The organism is Bacillus sp. AFS029533 (assembly GCF_002585125.1).
Lineage (GTDB): Bacteria > Bacillota > Bacilli > Bacillales > Bacillaceae_G > Gottfriedia > Gottfriedia luciferensis_B.
The window spans coordinates 51,821-73,302 of record NZ_NUQC01000013.1 but is presented as its reverse complement, the minus strand read 5'-3'; the positions used below and the strand labels follow the sequence as shown (position 1 = coordinate 73,302).

Genomic DNA, 21,482 nt, shown 5'->3' with positions numbered 1-21,482 from the left:
ACCTACTTCATCATTGGGATGTTTACGCCTTTTGCTTTCGCAGTTTCAACAGCTAAATCATAACCTGCATCAACGTGACGAACTACACCCATTCCTGGATCTGAAGTTAATACTCTTTCGATACGTTTTGCAGCTGCATCAGTACCGTCAGCAACGATTACCATACCAGCATGTAAAGAGTAACCCATACCTACTCCACCACCGTGGTGTACACTTACCCAGCTTGCGCCGTTTACACCATTAATAAGTGCATTTAGGATTGGCCAGTCAGCAACTGCATCACTACCATCTTTCATGCTTTCTGTTTCACGATTTGGAGATGCTACTGATCCACAATCTAAGTGGTCACGACCGATTACGATTGGAGCTTTTAATTCGCCATTTTTAACCATTTCGTTAATGATTTTACCGAATTTAGCACGCTCACCGTAGCCTAACCAGCAAATACGTGATGGTAAACCTTGGAATGCAACCTTTTCACGAGCCATACGAATCCAATTACATAAATGCTCGTTATCAGCAAATTCACGTAAAATTACTTCGTCTGTTTTGTAAATATCTTCTGGATCACCAGAAAGTGCTACCCAACGGAAAGGACCTTTCCCTTCACAGAATAATGGACGAATAAATGCAGGTACGAAACCAGGGAAATCAAATGCATTTTTAACGCCTTCATCTAACGCAACTTGACGAATATTATTACCGTAATCAAATGCGATTGCACCACGTTGTTGCATTGCTAAAATTGCTTCAACATGAACTGCCATACTATGTTTTGCACGTTTAATGACTTCATCTGGATTTTGGACACGAAGTTTCTTTCCTTCTTCCATTGTCATTCCGATTGGTAAATAACCATTTAATGGATCATGTGCTGAAGTTTGATCAGTAATTAAATCAGGTACAAAATTACGTTCAACTAATTGAGGTAAAATTTCAGCTGCATTGCCTACTAAGCCGATTGCTAAAGCTCTTCCTTCGTTTTTAGCTTCAGTAGCAAGTTGTAATGCTTCCTCTAAATCGTGAGTTAATACGTCACAATATCTAGTGTCGATACGACGTTGAATTCTTGTTTCATCTACATCGATACCGATTACAACTCCACCATTCATCGTTACAGCTAGCGGTTGAGCTCCACCCATACCGCCAAGACCTGCAGTAATTGTAATTGTACCTTTTAAGCTTCCACCGAAATGTTGTTTAGCAGCTTCTCCAAAAGTTTCATAAGTACCTTGTAAAATCCCTTGAGTACCGATGTAAATCCAGCTACCAGCAGTCATTTGACCGTACATCATTAAGCCTTTTTCATCTAATTCACGGAAGTGTTCCCAAGTTGCCCATTTAGGAACTAAGTTAGAGTTTGCTAATAATACTCGTGGTGCATCTTCGTGTGATTTAAAAACTGCAACTGGTTTACCTGATTGAACTAATAAAGTTTCATCGCTCTCTAATTTCTTTAGTGATTCAATAATTGCATCAAAGCTTTCCCAGTTTCTTGCAGCTTTACCGATTCCACCATATACGACTAAATCTTCTGGTCTTTCTGCTACTTCTTCGTCTAAGTTGTTTAATAACATACGAAGTGCTGCTTCTTGAATCCAACCTTTAGTGTTTAATTCAGTACCTTTTGGCGCTTTTAAAGATCCTTTTGTGATTTCCATTTTAATTCCACCTCTTCTTATATTTGTGTTTGTTTTGTATAGTTTCGTGCTAAGAAATTTTCTTTTAAATAAGTTGTTAATTTTTCAATGTCTTTTGAGAATACGCGATCTCTAGTAATTGATGGAACTGTTTTACGAGCATCTTCCATAAACTTTCTAGTTGTCTCAGACATTTTGTCAATTCCTTTATATTCAACACCTTGCATTGCACAAATACATTCGATTGCTAAAACTCTTCTAGCGTTTTGTAGAATTTGGTAAGCATGACGTGCACCGATTGTACCCATACTTACATGATCTTCTTGGTTAGCTGAAGAAGGAATTGAGTCAACACTTGCTGGATGTGCTAAAGTTTTATTTTCAGAAACTAAAGCAGCAGCCACGTATTGCATAATCATTGCACCAGATTGTAATCCTGGTTCTGGACTTAAAAATGGTGGTAAATCATTTAATTGTGGGTTAACTAAACGCTCAATACGTCTTTCAGAAATATTCGCTAACTCAGCAACACCTAATTTAAAGAAGTCCATTGCAAATGCGATTGGTTGACCATGGAAATTCCCACCAGAGAATACATCATCACCGAATAATAATGGATTATCAGTCGCAGCATTCATTTCGATTTCTAATTTCTCTTTTGCATAGTTCAGAACTTGCCAACTTGCTCCGTGAACTTGAGGGATACATCTTAATGTATAAGCGTCTTGAACTCGGATTTCACCTTGTCTAGTCGTTAATTGGCTTGTTGCTAAAATATTGCGGTAACGTTCTGCTACTTCAATTTGTTCTTTATATCCACGAGCAATATGAATTCTTTCATCAAAAACATCTGTAATACCATTTAATGCTTCAAATGTAATAGAAGAAATTAATTCACTTTGATAAGCTAATTCTTCACCTTCAAGGTAAGTAAGAATGCCCATTGCTGTCATTGCTTGCGTACCATTAATTAAAGCTAAACCTTCTTTAGCTTCTAGCGTAATTGGTAAAATTCCTTCTTTTGCTAAAGCTTCTGCTGTTTCCATACGTTTTCCTTTATAGAAAACTTCACCTTCACCAAGTAAAACTAAAGCTAAGTGAGATAAAGGAGCTAAGTCTCCGCTAGCACCTAATGATCCTTGAGATGGGATCACTGGGTGAATTTGAGCATTAATTAATGAAAGTAATTTTTCAACTACTACTAAACGCACGCCAGAGTGACCTTTTAACATTGTATTTGCACGAAGTACTAACATCGCTCTTGAAACTAATTCAGGGAACGGTTCACCAACACCACATGCATGAGAAGCGATTAAGTTATATTGAAGTGTTGAAACATTTTCTTTTTCAATTAATACATCACTAAATTTTCCGAAACCTGTTGTGATACCATATACGACTTTGCCATTATTTACGATTTCTTCTACCTTTTCTCTACAAGCTTTTACCGCAACTAAGCTCTCTTCTCCTGCTTTTACATATGCCTTATCGAATAAAATACTTTTCATTTGTTCCATTGTTAAGCTATTACCAGTTAAAGTTACCATTAAAAAACACCTCCGAATTTTGTCAAAAAAAACACAGAAAGAGGCTATGAGACGTAAATAGTAACTTACGAATCATAGCCCCCTATCATCTAATAAACTATGGGCGATTATATGTGATTAATGCCGAGTCCTGCTGATTCATGCTCCGATCCTTTAATTGGAGCACCAATCGTACCGTATAGTGCAACTGCTATCCAGTCACCCTCGTTCACGTTTTTATAAGGCTTTCCTCTAACAACAGCAAATCTAAGTCCTACTGTTCTAAGAACATCACCTAATTGAACATGACCTCTTGTTACGCCTTGAATTGCTTCAAGTGTTGCATGATATAATGAATGAACTTCTCTATATAGAGCTCCATTAATTACACCATTTTGTTTGGCAGCGGTTTCAATCGCGGCAACGACCTTTTGAGCATCCATTGTACCGACCTTACCTACACACCATACAACGTTTTCATTTTTCATTAATTCTTCTTCTTGATCGGTCAAAGCAAGCATCATAGCTGTTCGACCAATTCGTTGACTTTGCTCTGCCATATCGCTAATACCTCTTAATTACTTTCTCTAATAAACTAGTATCTGATTACATTATATGCCAACAATTAGTAAACTTCAATATATTCAGATTATTATTTTTAAAAAATATTTTTTTATTGAAACTTATGTAAATATTCAAATTATTTACCAATGATTTATTATTTAAGAAAACTTGTCTATTTGTCTACTTGTCATAATAAAAATAACTTGGTTGAATAACAAAAAAGGGATCATTCGCCGTTTGTTAAGATTTTTTTCTTAACACTAGCTGCCAAGTAACACCAAAACAATCAGTCACCCATGTAACCTTACTAAAATCATTCATTTCTACTGGCCCCATTAGTACTTTCCCATCACTCTTCAAGCCACCAAAAATTAAATCAAACTCCGCATCATCTTTGCATTCTAAATAAAAGGAAACAGCCCAAGTAAATTCAGGACAATGTTCTTTTTCCATATCCAAAACCATAAAAGACTGTCCTAAAATTTCAATGATACCATTCATAATTTTCCCTTCTACACCTCGGTCATCTTTCGTAAATCTTCGAAGAGAAACGAGTTTTGAATTCGGAAAAGTACGAACATAATAATTCATCGCTTCCTCCGCATTGCCGCTAAACGTTAGAAATGGAGTAATTCTTTGCCCTGATACAACCGGTATTACAGGCTCTTGTGTCATCTCTATAAAACCCTCCAAACAAATTTAAATTACCTAATTATAGAACTTTAAACAAACCAGTTCGAAATATCTATTTCAACTAAAGATTTAGCCCTAAAAAAATTGTGAATAGATATAGATTGTACCATATTTTTACATATCAAAAAACTTTGCAGTTAATTGAAATAAAACCGACGTTAATAAAGAATGAAAAAACTAGATTTAACGATCAACCTTTGGACTTTCTTCCATAAACAGTTTTTATGCAAGGTTTGTTAGTTCACAATTCAATAATTTCCTAATCTTAACAATTTTCTTCTTTTGTTAATTTTTTAATTATATAATTAGATTAAAAATAAATAAAAGGAGGTTTATATGAAAAAATTTTTTGGAAGATTTTTTAAAAAGAATTTAAAAAATGATAATGCATACTATAAAGATCTTTCTATTCAGTTTAATATAAACGACTTAAAGGTAAATTCTAACTTCGCTGATTTAACATTAGTTTCTAGACTAGAAAACGCATGGAAAATGGATTTCCTAGCTAATGTTAAAGAAAGAGTTATTGAAAAAGAAGGTTGGAGCAGCGAAAAGTATTCCTTTATTGAAAGGGAATTAAAGCGCTTTTTCTTAATGGCAGCAATTTTTGAAAACATTCAAATGTATAGTCAAGAAGTTGATAAAATCTGGCACGAAATGATTTTATTTACGAAAAGTTATCCTAATTTTTGCAAGACTTTTTGTGGTGAAATGATACACCATGAACCAAATGTTCATAAGGATGATGTAACGATAACCGATCGAAGCGATGCTAGGGCTGTTTTCAATTTGTTATATAATACTTTGTTTGAAACGACATCTGTAAATACCTATATGTTAGGAAATTTATTTGTTAATTATAAAAATACTAAAGTTCAAGAATATTTATCGAGCAAAACAATTCAAACAAAAAGTTTCGTTTCACATTTAAACTCACAAACTAAAAATAATTTTTTAAACGAGTTTGCTAGAATTCAAAAAAATTTAGTAGAAAAAGAAAATGAAGAAGCAAGAACTAAACACCTATCACAAAAATCGTTCCCAAGCTCGACTAATCGTTCATCTACTAGCAAAAAATCAGATGATGGTCATATTAATTCTGCATTTTTAGCTACAAATACTTTTTTTGCTTTAAATGAAAGTACAAATGATGGTTCAAACAATAGTGATAGTCAACATCATAACACGCACTCTTCATGCTCAAGTTCATCACATTCTTCATGTTCTAGTAGTTCTCATTCTTCGTGTTCTAGTTCGAGTTGCTCAAGTTCAGGTTGTTCAAGTTGATCTATGAATATTGTCATTCATGTATAATTACATTAACTCAACCTTTAGGTTGGGTTAAATTGTCTTAACTTTAGAAAATTTGACTTCTCCTATGATTAATTCAACCATTTTTCGTTTCCCCAAAAGGTAAAATGATATAACTAATTGTTAGCACTAGAATAATGATTGCTAACCAAAAATTATGTGACGATTCTCCATTATTTACAATAATAAAACGAATTGTAGCTGTAATCCCTATATATAGAAGATAGCGTATAGGAAAATGATAATTTTCTTTGAAATATTGAACAATAATTGATATAAATCCAAAATATAAGAAAAATATTAAAACTTTTCCAAAAATCTGATGAACATTTTTATTTTCCAATAAAATATCATTAAAAATATAATAAAGTTCTCTGAAAAGGAAGTAAGCAAGAATTAGGCTCAGTAATAATAATGATATATTTAATAAGGTTTGATAAAGCTTGATCAACAATTTACGATTTTTAAACCAACTCATTCCAATCATTTGTCTCCCCCAGTTTTTTATTTATGAAAAACACTTATCATTTTTGCTTCTTCTATATAATATTTCGATCGAACACAAAAACCGAAATCCCTATATTTTCTTCAACTTTCATATCTGAAAATAGATGGACTAATTTTGCGCCAACAAGTTCTTCTAAACCTTTTGGTGGGTTATTTAAATATAAATCTTGAATCATTTTTGTTCGTGCAGTATGAACCATTTCTGCCCCGTTCATTGTTCCAGAAATAAATTTTTCAGTTGGAGTCAAATTACCATATAATGTTGAAATGGCCATGTTTTCAACAAACACCGTATGAATCCGCTCTGGACCTTTTCCAAACAAATCTTTCCGAAGTTTTCTCATCAGATCATTAAATTCATGTATTTTTTTTGACATTACTTATTCGCCTCAATTTCCATTTTTTTTAAAATGTTATAGCTTATCTTTACACAGAATTCTTTAACCTATTTACTAAAGACGAGGAATATCATCTTAGTTTCTATTACATTTCTCAAAATCACTTCACTTCCCACTTTTTTCAAAAAAAAAATTCCACCAGGATGACAATTAGCCGATTCATAGGCTTACTGTCTTCTTGGTGGAATAGTTAATTAGCAAAAAAATTTACTAATATACCAATCCAATTTAAGTTAAATGAATTTAATAGATCCATAACAAATACATTATCATGTTTCCATATCATCCGGATTTATTATATCTCTATCTGTTTAAATTAACAATTATAATGTTATATTTATATATTTCTGTCTAATTCGAATTTTAACCATTTAATAACTTACATAATTAAACATTGCCTGCACTGAAGCAGTTATTTTAATTTGACCCTCTTGAATTGGCGTAGTTGGACCGCTGAATGCTGCTGCAGTCATTGTTAATGAAGACATCGGACGTACAACTTGAATTCCTTCTTCAGCCAACCAAATCGGTATGTTATTAATCGATAACCCTAGGGATTTCGCGATGTTTTCTGCATTCATTTTTGCATTTAAAGTGGCCTTTTGTAGTGCTTCTCCATAATATGGTTCGGGATTTGATACTTCGAATGTAAGATTTCGAACTTCATTTGCTCCATTTTCAACTGCAACGTCAATCACTTTCCCAACATTTGCAAGATCCTTCACGATTACTTTGAACATATGACTCACCCGATACCCCTTAAAAATTTGCTGTGAATCTTGGTAATCAACGATTCGATCAATTGTATATGAATTCGTTTCAATTTCGTCTTGTTTAATCCCTATTCCTTTTAATGCTTCTATTATTTTATTCGAAATGATTGCATTCTCTGTTTGAGCCGTTTGTACTTTCATATTTTCTACTACTGATCCTAATAGTACAAACGACTGGTCGGGCTTTACTGATACTTCACCTTTTCCTGTTGCTTTAATCGTATAATTAGTATTCAAATTGCCTGATCGGATAGCACTTTGATATTGAGGGGTTGAATAATCATATCGCATGCCTGCTAAGTTATAATGATTTAATGGATAAATCTTCCTCACATCCTTTTAGATGAAATATTGTATTTGTGCCCATTTATTTTATGTATGGAAGGCTTTTTCTGTGATTAGTTCGACTTATTGTTATGAGGATCTAATCAAAAAAGCTTGTAAACAACGGGAAAATCCCACTGTCTACAAGCTTTTGCAATTTAAATTTACTCAATAATAAACGTTGATGCTTTCTCATCATTTATTATTGATTCATCTTCAACCAAGATATCTTCATCGTCTTTTTGTTTCCCAATCTCTATTGGTACTTCATATTCTGGTACACTGCCATTGTAATATGTAGAATTGTTTTCCATTTGAATTCCCCTTTTTAAATGATAGATTGGAAGCGTCTTAATTATGTGAAAATCAATCCACATTTTAATTAAACAAGATAATACCTTTCAATACTATTGGGGGAATTTTAACAATTTCATCTTAAAAAGAATGTTAAAAATACCAATTATTTGTTAATTACAGGTTGGAATACCTTCTAAATCCAGTAATTTAAATATTAATTGTATTGGGGGAAATTTAACATTTTTATTGAAAATTATTTATACATAAAAAAAGGAATGGATTTCTCCATCCCTTTTTAAGTTTATTAGAAACTAAACATCGGTTTAAAATCACCTTTATAAGGTTCATGCTCAACAAATACTGTTATATCCTTACCATCTTTGTCTTTGCCTGTTCTTTTGTAAGTAAATTTATTTTTATTAAGCTCAGTCAATTCAAGAACAGCACCATACTTATTTGCTCCAATTGAAACATGTGCTCTAATTTTATTTTCGTGGGCAATATCGAAATATCCATAGTCACCACGGCTTTTACCTGTTTCAAGATTGAAAAACTCATATTTATTAGTGTATCCATCAAATTTTGCAAGGCTAATAAAATTCGTATTATATTTCGTTACATCATTCCCTTGTTCATCTAGAACTTTTGTACCATTCCAAAGTGTTCTACCTAAAATTTTATCACCATCAACGTTTTTTACAATCTCGCCTGTTTTAGAATCTAATTTTTTATCAGGATCTGTAAAAGAAAGCTGTTTTTCTTTATAAGGAACATGTTCAACATATACTTCTACATCATTCCCGTTTGCATCTTTCCCCATTCTTTTATAAGTAAATACGTTTTTATTTAGTTTTGTCATATCGACTACAGCTTGGTAATTCATTGATTCAGAAATTAAAATTCGTTTTTTACCATCATTTGTAATAAAGAATGTACCTTTATCCCCACGAGTTTGACCCGTTTTTGCATCAAAAAATTCGTATCTGCCCGATTTTGCATCATATTTAGCAAGTCCAATAAAATTTGCGTTCTCTTTTGTTAAATCATGATGATTTTTATCATACACTCTTGTACCTTGCCAGTTTGTGCTACTTAAAATATTAGCCATGACCTGGCCTTTTGTTAATTTGTTCTTTACTTTTTTGGGAGCTTTGTATACTCTTTCTTGCTTTTGTTTACCTTGCTCTACTTGTGCGTCAGCAGCTGTATTGCAACCTGTTACTACTAATGTTAATCCGAGTAATATAGATGAAATTGTTTTTGTTTTATTATTCAATTTTAATTGTCTCCTCAATGTTCATTTTATCGTTTTATATATGTTCTCCATTTATTCAAAAACTTACCTTATTTAGCACCTGTTACTTGCAAAATCTCTTCGATTTCTTTAAAACCTCTTTCACGCGCATGCTGTATGGGGCTAACATTTTCACGATCAGACAAATTAACATCTGCTCCATTCTCAATAAGTAATTGTACTGTTTGCTGTTGTTTTTCACTTCCATCGTTCAAAATAATTGCTTCTAAAAGGGCCGTCCATCCTAAATTATTAACATGATTAATATCAATCTCGGTATTCGTAAGAAGTTCATTGACCACATCTACATATCCATGTTCTGAGGCGGGAATCAATGCTGTTCCACCATACCGGTTCGTAATGGCTGGATCAGCACCAGCTTTTATTGTAAGCTTTAGAATATCAATAAAGCCTTCAGCACCAGCATATAAAAAAGGATTGTTTTTCATGTGATCTCGAATATTGACATCTGCGCCTGCATCAATCAGTACTTTTGCAGTTTTGAAATCATTTTGATAAGTTGCAATCATCGTGGCAGTTTGTCCATTAGAATTCTGTGCATTAATATTTGCACCATTCTCAATCAACTTTTTAACGATATCAGTTTCTCCTCGTTTAGCTGCTTGAAATAATTGTTCGTTCACTTTTTCTTCCCCCTTAGCAAATGAGGCACATCCATTTAGCAAAAGTATGCAGCTGGTTATTACTGCAAGTAACTTCCACATAAAATATAACGTCCTCCTTTTCCATTACTAATCACTATGAAAATATCACTTTATTCCTGGGAAATTTCCCTCCAATCTTTCTAATAAGTTAGACCATTGTTGGTATGAAATCTATGTTAATCCTTAAATGAAAACTCCTTCTAAACAAATTATTAAAAAAGTATAAAATTTTTAATAATATTTCTTTATAAATTGGCCATGTTTTTTGAACTAAAAAAAGACTGCCTAATTAGACAGTCATAAGTATTAGCTATTTTCTATTGTTTTGTAAGTTCCTTCAAATGAAATTTGTGATAATTAATCACTTTATTTTTCGTATTTCATATAGTTTATCTCAAAATAAACTATAAGCATTTTATTTTTTTATGTACGCCCATTTGTAGGAGTTTTTCACCCCATACGGATGATTGTAAACATTTTTCACATACGATTTCTCTAAATAAGCCACGCCATTCTGATACATAGGTGAAATAGCTGCATCCTTTCCAAGCAATTGCTCTTCAGCATCTGCTAAAGCCTTCCATCGTTCTTTCGGATCTTGTAGGAGTGTCGTTTTTGCTTTTGTGATCAATTCATCATACTTTGGATTCGAGTACGCTATGTTATTGTTCGTCACCCATTTATCCAAGAATGTCATCGGATCAGGATAATCCGGTCCCCATCCTGCAAGAGAAATATCGTACTGGAGCTTATCTTCCATCGCAAATTTAGTCTGTGCAGGCTGCATTTTGATGTTCACTGTTAAACCAGGTAGATTTTTTTCAAGTTCATATTTCATATACTGGGAAATTTTCTTATTATTATCGTCCTCTGCAATTAGAAACTCTAAAGCTACACTTTGTTTTCCAAGCTCCTGCTTGGCTTTTTCCCAATATTCCTTTGCCATCGCAATATTTGTTTTATTGAAGTCCCCTGTAGTATCGTTGAAATCCTTTCCATCCGGACCATACGCCAAATGTCTGGCTACAAAATAGTAAGCTGGTGTAGACCCATTATTTAAGAGTACGTCCGTAATCCCTTTTTTGTCGTAGCCCATATCGATCGCTTTACGCGCATTCACATTTTTTAAAATAGGATTTTGGTTATTTAGCTTTAAGTAAATAAGCCTTCCTTCTTGTGCTGTTTTAAATTCTTTATCGTCTTTATACTTGTCCACATATTCGGCTGTAAGACTGACCCTATCAATTGCTCCCGTCTCATATAGATTAATAGCTGTGGAGTTATCCTTCGCAATATTAAACTTGATTTCATCCAGCTTTACTTTCTTTTTATCCCAATATTCCGTGTTTTTCTCAAGCTTAAAGCTTTGTTCGTGCTTCCATTCACTCATTTTAAACGGACCGTCATAAACAACTGTGTTCGCTTCCAAACCATATTTCTTGCCCTGCTCCTTTACAACCTTTTCATTAATAGGCATGAAAGGGGCAAGTGTGGTCAAGCTTAGAAAATACGGCACTGGATTATCGAGCTGTACTTCTAACGTATGATCATCGATAGCCTTTATTCCCAATTGATCAACAGGTAGTTGCTTTTCATTTATCTTCTTTGCGTTTTTAACATCATACATTATGTAGGCATATTCTGAAGCTGTTGTCGGATCCAAAGTGCGTTTCCAAGCATATTCAAAATCATGTGCCGTCACTGGATCCCCATTAGACCATTTTGCATCACGCAGTTTAAAAAGATAAGTCTTTCTATCTTTACTCACTGTATAGGATTTTGCAATTCCAGGTACTGGCTGGCTATCTTTTCCTTGTCTGTATAGCCCCTCCATAACATTATTTAGTACACTGAGTGTTGTAGAGTCTTCTACAAGGGATGAGTCCATTGAAGAAAGCTCAGATGTTTCAACTAAACGCAGCACTTGTTTTGTGTGTTGTTTTCCCAAGCCCGCAGCTGTTGATGCCTTTTCTTTTTGGGGGGCACATCCTGGAAGTGTAATGCCCATGATTAGTAGTAAAGCGGTTAAACGTTTAGATCGTTTATTCAATGAAATCCTCCTCAATATTTAACATATATAATAGTTATAATATTCTGTATATTCATCGAATTACCTCTTTAAATGTTCAATTTATCGAACAGAAAAATAATATTAGTAGTTTTTATTCCTTACTTAAAAGATTACATGCTGCATTCAGAAACATGTTAACTCCAATAACAAGGGATTCTTCATCGATTGTAAACCTTGGATGATGGTGTGGAAGCGTACTTTCACTATCCACTGATCCTGAACCAATTTTAAAAAAGCAACCGTCCGTTTTTTGTAAAAAAGCAGAAAAGTCTTCCCCTCCCATAGATGGTTTGATATACGAAATAGATTCATTGCCATATTCTTCAATTGCTGTTTGTTCTACTACTTTTGTGACAGCATCATGATTAATAACTGGTCTGTACCCATAACGGTAATGGCAGGAATAGCTTGCTCCATGGGCCTCGCAAATTCCTTTTACAATTTGTTCAATTCGCACCTCAGCATCATATCGCAGTTGTTCGTCAAAGCAACGGACGGTTCCAACAATATCAGCAATTTCGGGAATGATATTATCAGCCGTTCCTGCGTGAAATTGGGTAACAGACAGAACCCGTTGCGCAAATGCATTGGTTTTCCGCGAAACAATATGCTGTAAATTCGTTATAATTTGCGCTCCAATTGCAATACTGTCCACAGTATCTTCTGGATGCGCGGCATGTCCGCCTTTGCCTTTTATTGTAATATGGAATGCATCAGGGGCTGCCATCATAGGTCCGTAAACGATACCGATTTTGCCTACTTCCAAACCGGACATGAGATGCAAGCCAATCACATAGTCTACTCCATTCATAACTCCCGCTTGCACCATTTCCTCCGCTCCACCCGGATATTGTTCCTCGGCGTGCTGGAACAGGAAACGGATTTCTCCACTAATCTCATTTTTATGCTTTGCCAAGATTTCAGCCGCTCCAAGTAAAATGGCCGTATGCCCGTCATGGCCGCAAGCATGCATCACACCTGGGACTGTTGAGGCGAATTTAAATCTGTTTTCTTCAACAATCGGCAGGGCATCCATATCGGCGCGAATAGCCAGCGTTTTACCTGGCTTTCCACCAACTAGTCTTGCCATCACACTATATTTCGTCGGACGTGAGAGCTCCAGATTTCCAAATGATTGCAATGTATCAAATACAAATTGAGAAGTTTTTTCCTCTTGAAATGAAAGCTCTGGATATTTGTGTAGATGTCTTCTCCACTTCACTAGCTTTTCTTTTGAAATCTCTGCTTTAAATTCTACATTTTCTAAGGATTTCACTTAAACCACTCCCTTGCTAGTATTCAATTGTTAATTTCTCTTTCGTACAATTAATCCCTTCCTAATTTAAGTAAATATATTTTTTTAAAATACAGCCTAAGATGAGGAATTTCCTGCTAGATATAGAATATATAAAAGAAGATATTTTCAAGTGGGAGGGATCATTATGCATAAACCGAATGCGTTAAAAACAGGAGATTCAGTGATGATAATTGCACCATCAAGTCCACCAAACATTGAAAATGTAATGAAGATGAAGCTAAAAATTGAACAAGCCGGCCTCAATGTCCTTATCGGAAAAGGTGTAACTGAAAAACGAGGCTACCTTGCAGGAAGTGATGCAAATAGAGTTTCGGACTTACATGATGCCTTCTATGACTCTGAAGTAAAGGCGGTACTGTGTGCAACCGGAGGATATGGAAGCGGAAGATTGCTACAAGACATAGACTTCGAGCTCATCAAAAACAATCCGAAAATCTTTTGGGGATACAGTGACATTACTGCTCTGCATATTGCTTTGCAACAAAAAGCAAATCTAGTAACGTTCCATGGGCCTATGATGCAAGAGTGTGGTGTAGATACTGTCCCACCAAAGACATTAGCGTCTTTCAAGCAATTATTAGAACCGCTCAGTCTGACCTTCACCGCTTCTGAAGTAGATACATACCCTGCATTTTCACATTCTGTCACTGCCCCGATGACCGGTGGCAATCTAACAGTTTTAACAAGCACTATCGGTACACCATATGAAGTGGATACAAAAGGAAAGATTTTATTTATTGAAGATATTCAAGAAGAACCTTACCGTATTGATCGCATGATTAATCAATTAAGATTAGCAAATAAGCTTCAGGAATGTAAAGGGATTATCTTAGGAAATTTCAATGATTGCGGACCGAAAAAACGCCAAAACTCCCTAACTATAGCGGACATTGTAAATGATCATATCGTCCCGCTTGGATTACCTGTTTTAAGCGGATTTCATATCGGTCATTGTTCACCAAATTACGGTGTTCCCTTTGGAGTCCCTGTCACGATGAACGGTGCCGATCAATCGATTTCATTTGAACCTGGAATTCAAATGAAAGAGTGTCGACCACAAAAGTGAACATTTAATATTCATGTGTTGTACTATTTTTATAGATTGTAAATCCCACCTGCTCACCCAGGTGGGATATCAAAAACAAGCTGAACGATAGGAAGGCACCAGACATTATAATTTACAAAGGACCATCGCATTGAAACTATTTCTAACTACCCATATTAACTAGAATACTTTAAACTTCAAATACTGCTCCTATCGTAAGTCTTAGCAAGTGTGATAGTTTAAAAATTTCGTTATACATTAAATCGATAGCCCGCTCCCCAAACTGTTTCCAAAAACTTAGGGTTCGTAGGATCTCTTTCTATCTTTTCACGTAGTCTACTAATATGGACGGTTACAGTTGAAACGTCTGCAGCTGATTCGAGGCCCCAAACCTTTTCATAGAGCTGTTCTTTACTCAAAACTTGGTTCGGGTTCATTACAAAAAATACCATTAAATCAAATTCTTTAGTCGTAAATGGTACTTCTACTTCGTTAATAAAAACTTTACGAGCTGAACGATCGATTGATATTCCATGAACGAAAATTGTTTTTGAAACGGTATTGTTCCCTGCCAGCCTTTCATATCGGGATAAATGTGCCTTTACCCTTGCAACTAGTTCACTTGGGCTAAATGGCTTTGTAATGTAATCGTCTGCACCTAAACCGAGGCCTCTAATTTTATCAATATCCTCTTTTTTTGCAGATACAAATAAAATAGGTATGTTTTTTACTGCACGTATTTCTTTACAGATTTCAAAACCATTTTTTCCTGGCAGCATAATATCCAATATAATTAAATCATAGTTACCTTTTAGTGCATGTTGAAGGCCTTCATCGCCATTATGTTGAATATCTACACGAAAATCATTTATTTCTAAATAATCTCTTTGTAATTCTGCAATGCTTATATCATCTTCAATCAGTAATATTTCTTTCAATTTCTCTCACCTTTCTTTAAGGAAAAGAAAATACTTGTCCCTTTATCGATCTCGCTAGTTGCCCAGATTTTCCCTCCATGCTCTTCAACAATTTGTTTTGCAATTGCTAGTCCTAAACCACTACCTCCAGTTTGCGAATTTCTTGATTGTTCTGCACGGTAAAATCGTTCAAAAATAAATGGTAAAGCTGTAGAATCAATACCTTGACCATTATCTGTTACTTCAACAATTACTTCATTTAACTGTTCATTTAATGAAAATGAAATTTTCTTTTCTTCTTTGTTCATATATTTCACACAATTGCTTACTAAGTTTGACAACACTCTTTTTAATTTTTCTCGATCCGCTGTAACCTTGATTGATTCATTTGCCTGACTAAATTCTATTTTGATGCCTTGCTGCAGTAAATCCAAATAAATTTCATCTATATAGCTTCCTATATATTTATTCATTTCGATATTTTCAAAGTGAAATGGTTCCTTCTTTAAATCCAATTTAGAAAATAAGAACAATTCATCGATTAATGAATCCATATCCTTTGCTTTAGAGTAAACTGTTGATAAATATTTTTCCATTTTCTCAGGAGTATTAGCTACCCCATCTTTTATCCCTTCCACATATCCAATTATTGAAGTAATCGGTGTTTTCAAATCATGCGAAATATTGGACAATAGCTCTTTACGATTTTCCTCATATTGTATTTGGAGATTGATCGATTCTTTTAATTTGATTCTCATTTCCTCAAAAGCTTTATTTAATACACCGATTTCATCATTTGAATTTGTATCAATTTCAAAATTCAAATCTCCAACTTTAATTTTTTCTGCACCATTTTTAAGTTTTGAGATTGGCTTAATAATACTTCGGGAAACTAAATAGTTTAACATTCCGATGATTATGATAAATAAAAAAAGCAATAAACCTAGTAAAATTGGAAAAAGATTACGAATAACCTCGGCATATGAACTTGCCTTCTTTAAGACAAAAATACTCCCTTGGCTTTGATTTGGAAAATAAAAATCAAATTTCACATACGTAAAAAACAAATCTTTAATTTTAATCGTATCGCGAGTATTAATATTCGTTTCCTCAAACCCAGGTAGCGCTTTTTCCAACACTTTTTTATCTAATGACGGGGAAGCGTACTCAATTTGTTTTCCATTTCGAACTACAATAAAAATATTCTTATGCTCTATACTTTTAAGTTCCTTCTTATTAAGTAACTGCTGAGGATTATGTTTAGCAAGTAGCTTCAAATCAAGAAACACACTTTCTTCAACTGTAGTCAAAGGCTTTTGTACATAAGTCTTTTTGTAAAGATTTTCTACTGACTTTACGTCTCCTGTTATTGCAAAAATTATTAAAAAACCTGCTGCTAATAATAATGTGATTGAAAAAAGAATCACCCCAATATAAGACAACAGAAACCTCATTTTAATTGACATTTCTTTCACTCGCTCGGTAATAAAATTTTATTTAAATTATCTTTATTCTTAGCATGCTAGCTACTTTCGTAAACTACACACTCTAAAAATAAAAGATTGTTTCAATTGAAATTAAGTGAACTATATCATATAAATCTTAAAAAAGTGTAAAATTTGTGTGAAATAAGTCTAAACAACACATAATTCATAAAATAGTTAGAAAATCATCAAATTATTAGTTTCATTTGTATGTAAGATAGATTGAAAGGAGGTGGATTATGAAAAATCAAAAAGAACGATATGAATCAAATGATTTAAAGATTTATCAAAGATTAAATGATAGGAGCAAACTATTACTTACTGATAATCCTTATGAGTACAAAAAAAACCACCAGCATAAAAGCTAGTGGCCAAAATCTACAAAACTTACCCTAATGGTTTAATATAATCATCAATCGTTTTCCCTTTGTATTTTGTAACTGGTTTTATTTTTCCAGATACGTCAGGGTTTTGTATTAGATAGTTTCTCTTAACATAATCAAGATCTTTCGCATCAACTTTTCCATCAAAATTGATATCTGCATTTCGATCATTTGTATTTAGTTTGCTAGTGATATAGACTGCATCTAGTATATCAATGACGTTATCATTGTTGACATCTCCAGCTCTCATCGTAGCATAGTAGAAATACTTTAATTTTCCAGCATCCATTGCATCATATGAATCTACCATTTCATTAACATTTACATGTCTTTCGAAATGACCTGGTATTTTGATAACAATTTCGTAAGATTGATCTAGTAATGGTAGATTAGGTACTGAGAATCTAGCAGCACTGTTGATGGTTGCATCATAACGTTTCCCATCAGTTCCACCAATTACATACACTTCTGCTCCTACTTTTGAATAATCCTTTTTAGGATCTAACCAAATCGAATTACTAGGTACAAATCCATCTGGTAGGAATCCGCCTTCAAGAATTGAATAAGATGGAATGATATTAACTCCTTGTCCAAATTTATTGTTTATTGTCATTTGTGGTTGACCTAAAATATTCGCTTTAGCAGTTTGGAATCCTAATTGTTGAACCCATTTTGTATATACGCTTGGTTTATCTTTAACTTTTAACGTAATCGTAGCTACTGGCATATTTGCATTGATTCCAGTTGTAGGAGTAGGTCCATCTAAACTTGTCGTTAATTTTATCCAATTGTTTGATGTATCTGTTTTTTGATCTTGAGCTGTAAGGTTTGCAGTTAACCCTAAAGCTTTTGCTGCATTAACATATTCGCTACTTATTTCTGTGCTTTGGTATTCAAATACATCTTTTGGATAAGTAAGTGTAAACTCACCACCCATTAGATTTTTAAGATTATGTTCACTTAAAGTTACTTTAATAGTATCACCGTATTTTGCGTCAAACTTATCAGTTGTTAATTTAATGTAAGGTTGTCCCTTTTTAACCAAAGTGTATGTCTGACTAGGGTGATTTTGAATTCCGTTTGTTGCAATGTCTTGTCCTAATAATGTCATTGTTGAGAAATTTTTCTCTGCTTGGATTTTTCTTGTGTATTCAAAGTTTCCATTACGATCAACGACTAATGGTACATTACCAATAGGATTTTGTGCACCCGTTACTTTAACTGTATTTTTTGATTGGTCAATATTATCACCATTTTTGTTTATTTGATCAATACTTGAATCTGAAATATTACCTGTAATTTTTAGACCTGTATCATCTACTTCATAAACTCCACCTGGAATATTCATTTTCATCGTTGGTAGCGTATTATCAATGACAATTTGCTGAGATTTTTTAAATATTTTCCCTTCTTCGTTTGTTCCAACAATTTCAATCTCATATCTTCCTGGAGAAGCAAGTGCCTTTGTAATATGAACTGGTTGGTCAGGATTTCCTGTAAACGGGAAGTAAAGACCATTAAATCCAGCATCTAAACCATATGTCATACCTTCATTATATCCACCATCAAATGAGTCAATGATTCCCAATTGCTCGCCGGTGTCGGCATTCTTTAATATTACATCAACTGTCTCCATACGACTGTTTAGAGAGAATGCAATTCCAGTAGATCCTGAGATAGGGAATGGTAAATCTCTTCTTGTATTAAAAGCTTTTGTTGTTAAAAGAACGTCTTTTATCCCTTGTTCCATCTTATTTAGGGCGAATGGAATTTGATAAACTTCATTGCTATCTTCTTTATTTGTAAACGTAATGTATCCCTCATAAATTCCTAATTCAGCTGTTTTTGGAACAGTAAGATTTGGTTTGATTTTTGACATGCCGTGTACTTTAGCTCTAACTTCAGATGGCACGTCTAAAGAAATGCCATTTTTTACTGCGTCCTTATCATAACTTTCAACATTATTAAATTGAACTTTTACATCAAACACTTTTTCTTCATCTGAATTGTTTGTCAGTTCAATTGTCTTTTTGTCTGTATAATCCTCATCTGTCGATACAATGGCACCATAGCTTAGGTCCCCAGCTGTTTCTGGGATCATCATCTTATTGCCATTTTCATCAAGTGTTGGTGCATCATCCTTCACACCAATTTGAATTGATGAATGTACAGCCTCATCTGCATCAATTCTTCCCGATCCTTCTTCAAAAACACTATAGTTTCCATTTAACGCATCTGCTGAATTCATTAAGGCTAACTTAACTTGCTCTGGGGTATAGTCAGGATGAGCTTGTAAAATTAAAGCAGCAGAACCAGTAACATGTGGCGCAGCCATAGAAGTACCATCAAATCTCGCATATGCATGTTCGTAGTCATCTTTATGAGCTACTCCGTTGTAATAAGCAGGGATTGAAGAAAATACTGCAACACCAGGTGCAGTGACCTCTGGCTTAATGTCATAATACCTTCTTGCTGGTCCTTTTGAACTAAAGTCAGCTAATTTATCACCATCAGTATCAAAAGATCCAAAATCATTCATCGTTACGTTAACATTACCTTTAGATAACATATTGACAAGTTTTGTACCTTGATCATTTGGAATACTAAAGGTTGGAATAAAGTCAAAATTATTTCCGAAATAATAAGGAATATACGTCTCTCCATCAATATTATTGAATATGATTACTGCCTTGGCACCATTTGCCTTTGCATTCTTAATTTTTACATTCAAAGTTAAATCGCCACGCTCAATCAGTACAATCTTGTCCTTCACGTTTTTACCATTGTAATCTGCAACTTGACCTTTACCTACGAAAACAATTGGAAGATTTGATTCCTTCAACGTATTTAGATTAGTATAATCTGAACCCATCATTCTCATATTGTCTAATTTAGCGGTTTCAGTTGCTGAAGTTGCGACTGCATTACTAGTTTGGATCGTAATAGGCGAGCTACTTGCGCCAACTGTAATACCAAGCGCAGATGAAGCTGGGCTACCAATTGTATACTGGTTAGGTCCAGCATTACCAGCAGCAAGAACACATACCGTACCTGCTAATGTAGCATTATTGATCGCAACCGCCAATGGATCAAGTGGGTTAGCAACAGGTGCCCCTAACGATAAGTTAATGACATCCATCTTATCCTCTACAGCTTTTTCAATTCCTGCAAGTATTGTATTCGATGATCCAGTACCATATGGCCCAAGAACTTTATAGCCATAAAGCTCTACTTCTGGAGCTACACCTGTTATGGCAAAATCGGATTTATTTTTACCCGTTCCCGCAATAATACCTGATACATGTGTTCCATGTGCCGTATACCAAGGTTCACCTGAAGTTGGATTTAATTCGGGTTGTCCAGATTTTTTCCAATCATCATAAGTTGACTCCATAGGATCCGAATCGTTATTTACTAAATCATATCCGCCTTTATACACATCTTTTATATCAGGATGAGTATAATCAATACCTGTATCAATGACACCTACTTTAATCCCTTTACCAGTAATACCTTCTTTATGTAGCTTTTCAGCACCGATTTGTTCCATATTATTTAATTTAATCGAAGCGTTGTTTGTTGGCTCACCATTTTGTTCTACGAAAGGTTCCACCGTAATTTCTCGATCTTCATAAACAGCATTTACTGTATCTAATGTTAAAAGTTCTTTTACCTCATTAGCAGGTAGCGTCATTGCAACACCATTGAAGATACTCTTGTATTCTCTTTTAATACCAATCGATTTTAATTTTTCATTTTCATTTAATTGTTTTTTAAATTTTTTATGAGATTCCACTACCCTATCTATTGAATCCTGCTTAGAAGCATTAAGGCCGCTCTTTTGATTGATTTTAAAATCAATTTCTGATGGAGCTTGTTTAAACTGAACAATTACATTTAAAGGAGTATCTACATTTAAATCTACGTCAGGTGAGATTTTTAGACCTTCAGCATTATTATTTTCCTGCATGCTGTGAATCATTTCTCGATCTGCATTGGAAATATTTTTGATATAACTATCAATATCCTTAATACTAGTATTTGAGCCAGAAGAGTTTGTCACTGCGAATGTTTTATGACCAGAAATTAAACTAGCTGAAAACAAGCTAGAAGTGATTACTCCAGCAGTCATTACCTTTACGATTTTTTTGTTTTTATGCTTATTCATCTGCATTCTCCTTTTTGCACTTTTCTGAAAAATCTTACAATTAATATTATAATCAGACAAATTCATAAAGTGTATTGGGGGAATTTAAGATAAAATTCACATTT

Annotated in this window: 18 protein-coding genes; 3 read left to right on the top strand and 15 right to left on the bottom strand. The window is 34.1% G+C overall.

The features are described 5' to 3' along the window. Positions 1-2 precede the first annotated feature (2 nt). The 4 genes from hutU to COE53_RS06700 form a co-directional block, all read right to left on the bottom strand. Positions 3-1,661 (bottom strand): urocanate hydratase, encoded by a 1,659-nt coding sequence (gene hutU, locus COE53_RS06715; RefSeq protein ID WP_069032536.1) that lies wholly within the window; start codon positions 1,659-1,661, stop codon positions 3-5. A gap of 17 nt (positions 1,662-1,678) precedes the next feature. Further along, positions 1,679-3,187 (bottom strand): histidine ammonia-lyase, encoded by a 1,509-nt coding sequence (hutH, locus tag COE53_RS06710; RefSeq protein WP_069032535.1) that lies wholly within the window; start codon positions 3,185-3,187, stop codon positions 1,679-1,681. A gap of 107 nt (positions 3,188-3,294) precedes the next feature. Beyond that, positions 3,295-3,726, bottom strand: coding sequence for a histidine utilization transcription antiterminator HutP (gene hutP, locus COE53_RS06705; protein WP_025671549.1), 432 nt, complete (start codon positions 3,724-3,726; stop codon positions 3,295-3,297). Positions 3,727-3,970: 244 nt separating this feature from the next. Further along, complete coding sequence (locus COE53_RS06700) at positions 3,971-4,405, bottom strand: VOC family protein (RefSeq protein WP_069032534.1); 435 nt, start codon at positions 4,403-4,405, stop codon at positions 3,971-3,973. Between the two features lie 354 nt (positions 4,406-4,759). Here COE53_RS06700 and COE53_RS06695 point away from each other — a divergent pair, with 354 nt between their 5' ends. Further along, positions 4,760-5,710: a glycine-rich domain-containing protein gene (locus COE53_RS06695; RefSeq protein ID WP_069032533.1), complete on the top strand. Its 951-nt coding sequence runs from the start codon at positions 4,760-4,762 to the stop codon at positions 5,708-5,710. A gap of 100 nt (positions 5,711-5,810) precedes the next feature. Here COE53_RS06695 and COE53_RS06690 read toward each other — a convergent pair whose 3' ends face one another. From COE53_RS06690 to COE53_RS06660, 8 genes are all read right to left on the bottom strand, one after another. After that, positions 5,811-6,221 carry a phosphate-starvation-inducible protein PsiE gene (locus COE53_RS06690; RefSeq protein ID WP_084006757.1) on the bottom strand — a complete coding sequence of 137 codons (411 nt, stop codon included), beginning with the start codon at positions 6,219-6,221 and terminating at the stop codon, positions 5,811-5,813. A 52-nt stretch (positions 6,222-6,273) separates the two neighbouring features. Next, positions 6,274-6,618 carry a Na-translocating system protein MpsC family protein gene (locus tag COE53_RS06685; protein WP_069032532.1) on the bottom strand — a complete coding sequence of 115 codons (345 nt, stop codon included), beginning with the start codon at positions 6,616-6,618 and terminating at the stop codon, positions 6,274-6,276. A gap of 392 nt (positions 6,619-7,010) precedes the next feature. Continuing rightward, on the bottom strand, positions 7,011-7,745 hold the full coding sequence (locus COE53_RS06680) for an SIMPL domain-containing protein (RefSeq protein WP_139116335.1): 735 nt from the start codon (positions 7,743-7,745) through the stop codon (positions 7,011-7,013). Between the two features lie 155 nt (positions 7,746-7,900). After that, a complete protein-coding gene (locus tag COE53_RS23875) occupies positions 7,901-8,050 on the bottom strand; it encodes a hypothetical protein (RefSeq protein ID WP_175403446.1) in 150 nt (49 codons plus the stop codon). Between the two features lie 287 nt (positions 8,051-8,337). Continuing rightward, positions 8,338-9,309, bottom strand: a complete 972-nt coding sequence (locus COE53_RS06675; protein ID WP_098947587.1) for a DUF4822 domain-containing protein — start codon at positions 9,307-9,309, stop codon at positions 8,338-8,340. Between the two features lie 68 nt (positions 9,310-9,377). Continuing rightward, entirely contained in the window at positions 9,378-10,052 is a 675-nt protein-coding gene (locus tag COE53_RS06670; RefSeq protein WP_025568456.1) for an ankyrin repeat domain-containing protein, read from the bottom strand. Positions 10,053-10,407: 355 nt separating this feature from the next. Next, positions 10,408-12,042: a peptide ABC transporter substrate-binding protein gene (locus tag COE53_RS06665; protein ID WP_025568457.1), complete on the bottom strand. Its 1,635-nt coding sequence runs from the start codon at positions 12,040-12,042 to the stop codon at positions 10,408-10,410. A gap of 112 nt (positions 12,043-12,154) precedes the next feature. Further along, positions 12,155-13,339 carry an amidohydrolase gene (locus COE53_RS06660; protein WP_098947586.1) on the bottom strand — a complete coding sequence of 395 codons (1,185 nt, stop codon included), beginning with the start codon at positions 13,337-13,339 and terminating at the stop codon, positions 12,155-12,157. A gap of 166 nt (positions 13,340-13,505) precedes the next feature. Between COE53_RS06660 and COE53_RS06655 the strand changes: the two genes are divergently transcribed. Continuing rightward, the gene (locus tag COE53_RS06655; protein ID WP_049813523.1) at positions 13,506-14,447 is read left to right on the top strand and encodes a S66 peptidase family protein; all 942 of its coding nucleotides are present in this window, start codon (positions 13,506-13,508) and stop codon (positions 14,445-14,447) included. A gap of 230 nt (positions 14,448-14,677) precedes the next feature. Here the strand turns inward: COE53_RS06655 and COE53_RS06650 are convergent, their stop codons facing one another. Further along, entirely contained in the window at positions 14,678-15,364 is a 687-nt protein-coding gene (locus COE53_RS06650) for a response regulator transcription factor (RefSeq protein ID WP_025568460.1), read from the bottom strand. Further along, a complete protein-coding gene (locus COE53_RS06645; protein WP_025568461.1) occupies positions 15,361-16,809 on the bottom strand; it encodes a HAMP domain-containing sensor histidine kinase in 1,449 nt (482 codons plus the stop codon). The genes COE53_RS06650 and COE53_RS06645 overlap by 4 nt, the downstream gene beginning before the upstream one ends. Positions 16,810-17,066: 257 nt before the next feature. Here COE53_RS06645 and COE53_RS24270 point away from each other — a divergent pair, with 257 nt between their 5' ends. Continuing rightward, complete coding sequence (locus COE53_RS24270; RefSeq protein ID WP_286162542.1) at positions 17,067-17,195, top strand: hypothetical protein; 129 nt, start codon at positions 17,067-17,069, stop codon at positions 17,193-17,195. Between the two features lie 19 nt (positions 17,196-17,214). Here COE53_RS24270 and COE53_RS06640 read toward each other — a convergent pair whose 3' ends face one another. Beyond that, positions 17,215-21,378, bottom strand: a complete 4,164-nt coding sequence (locus tag COE53_RS06640) for a S8 family serine peptidase (protein WP_180242393.1) — start codon at positions 21,376-21,378, stop codon at positions 17,215-17,217. Positions 21,379-21,482 lie beyond the last annotated feature (104 nt).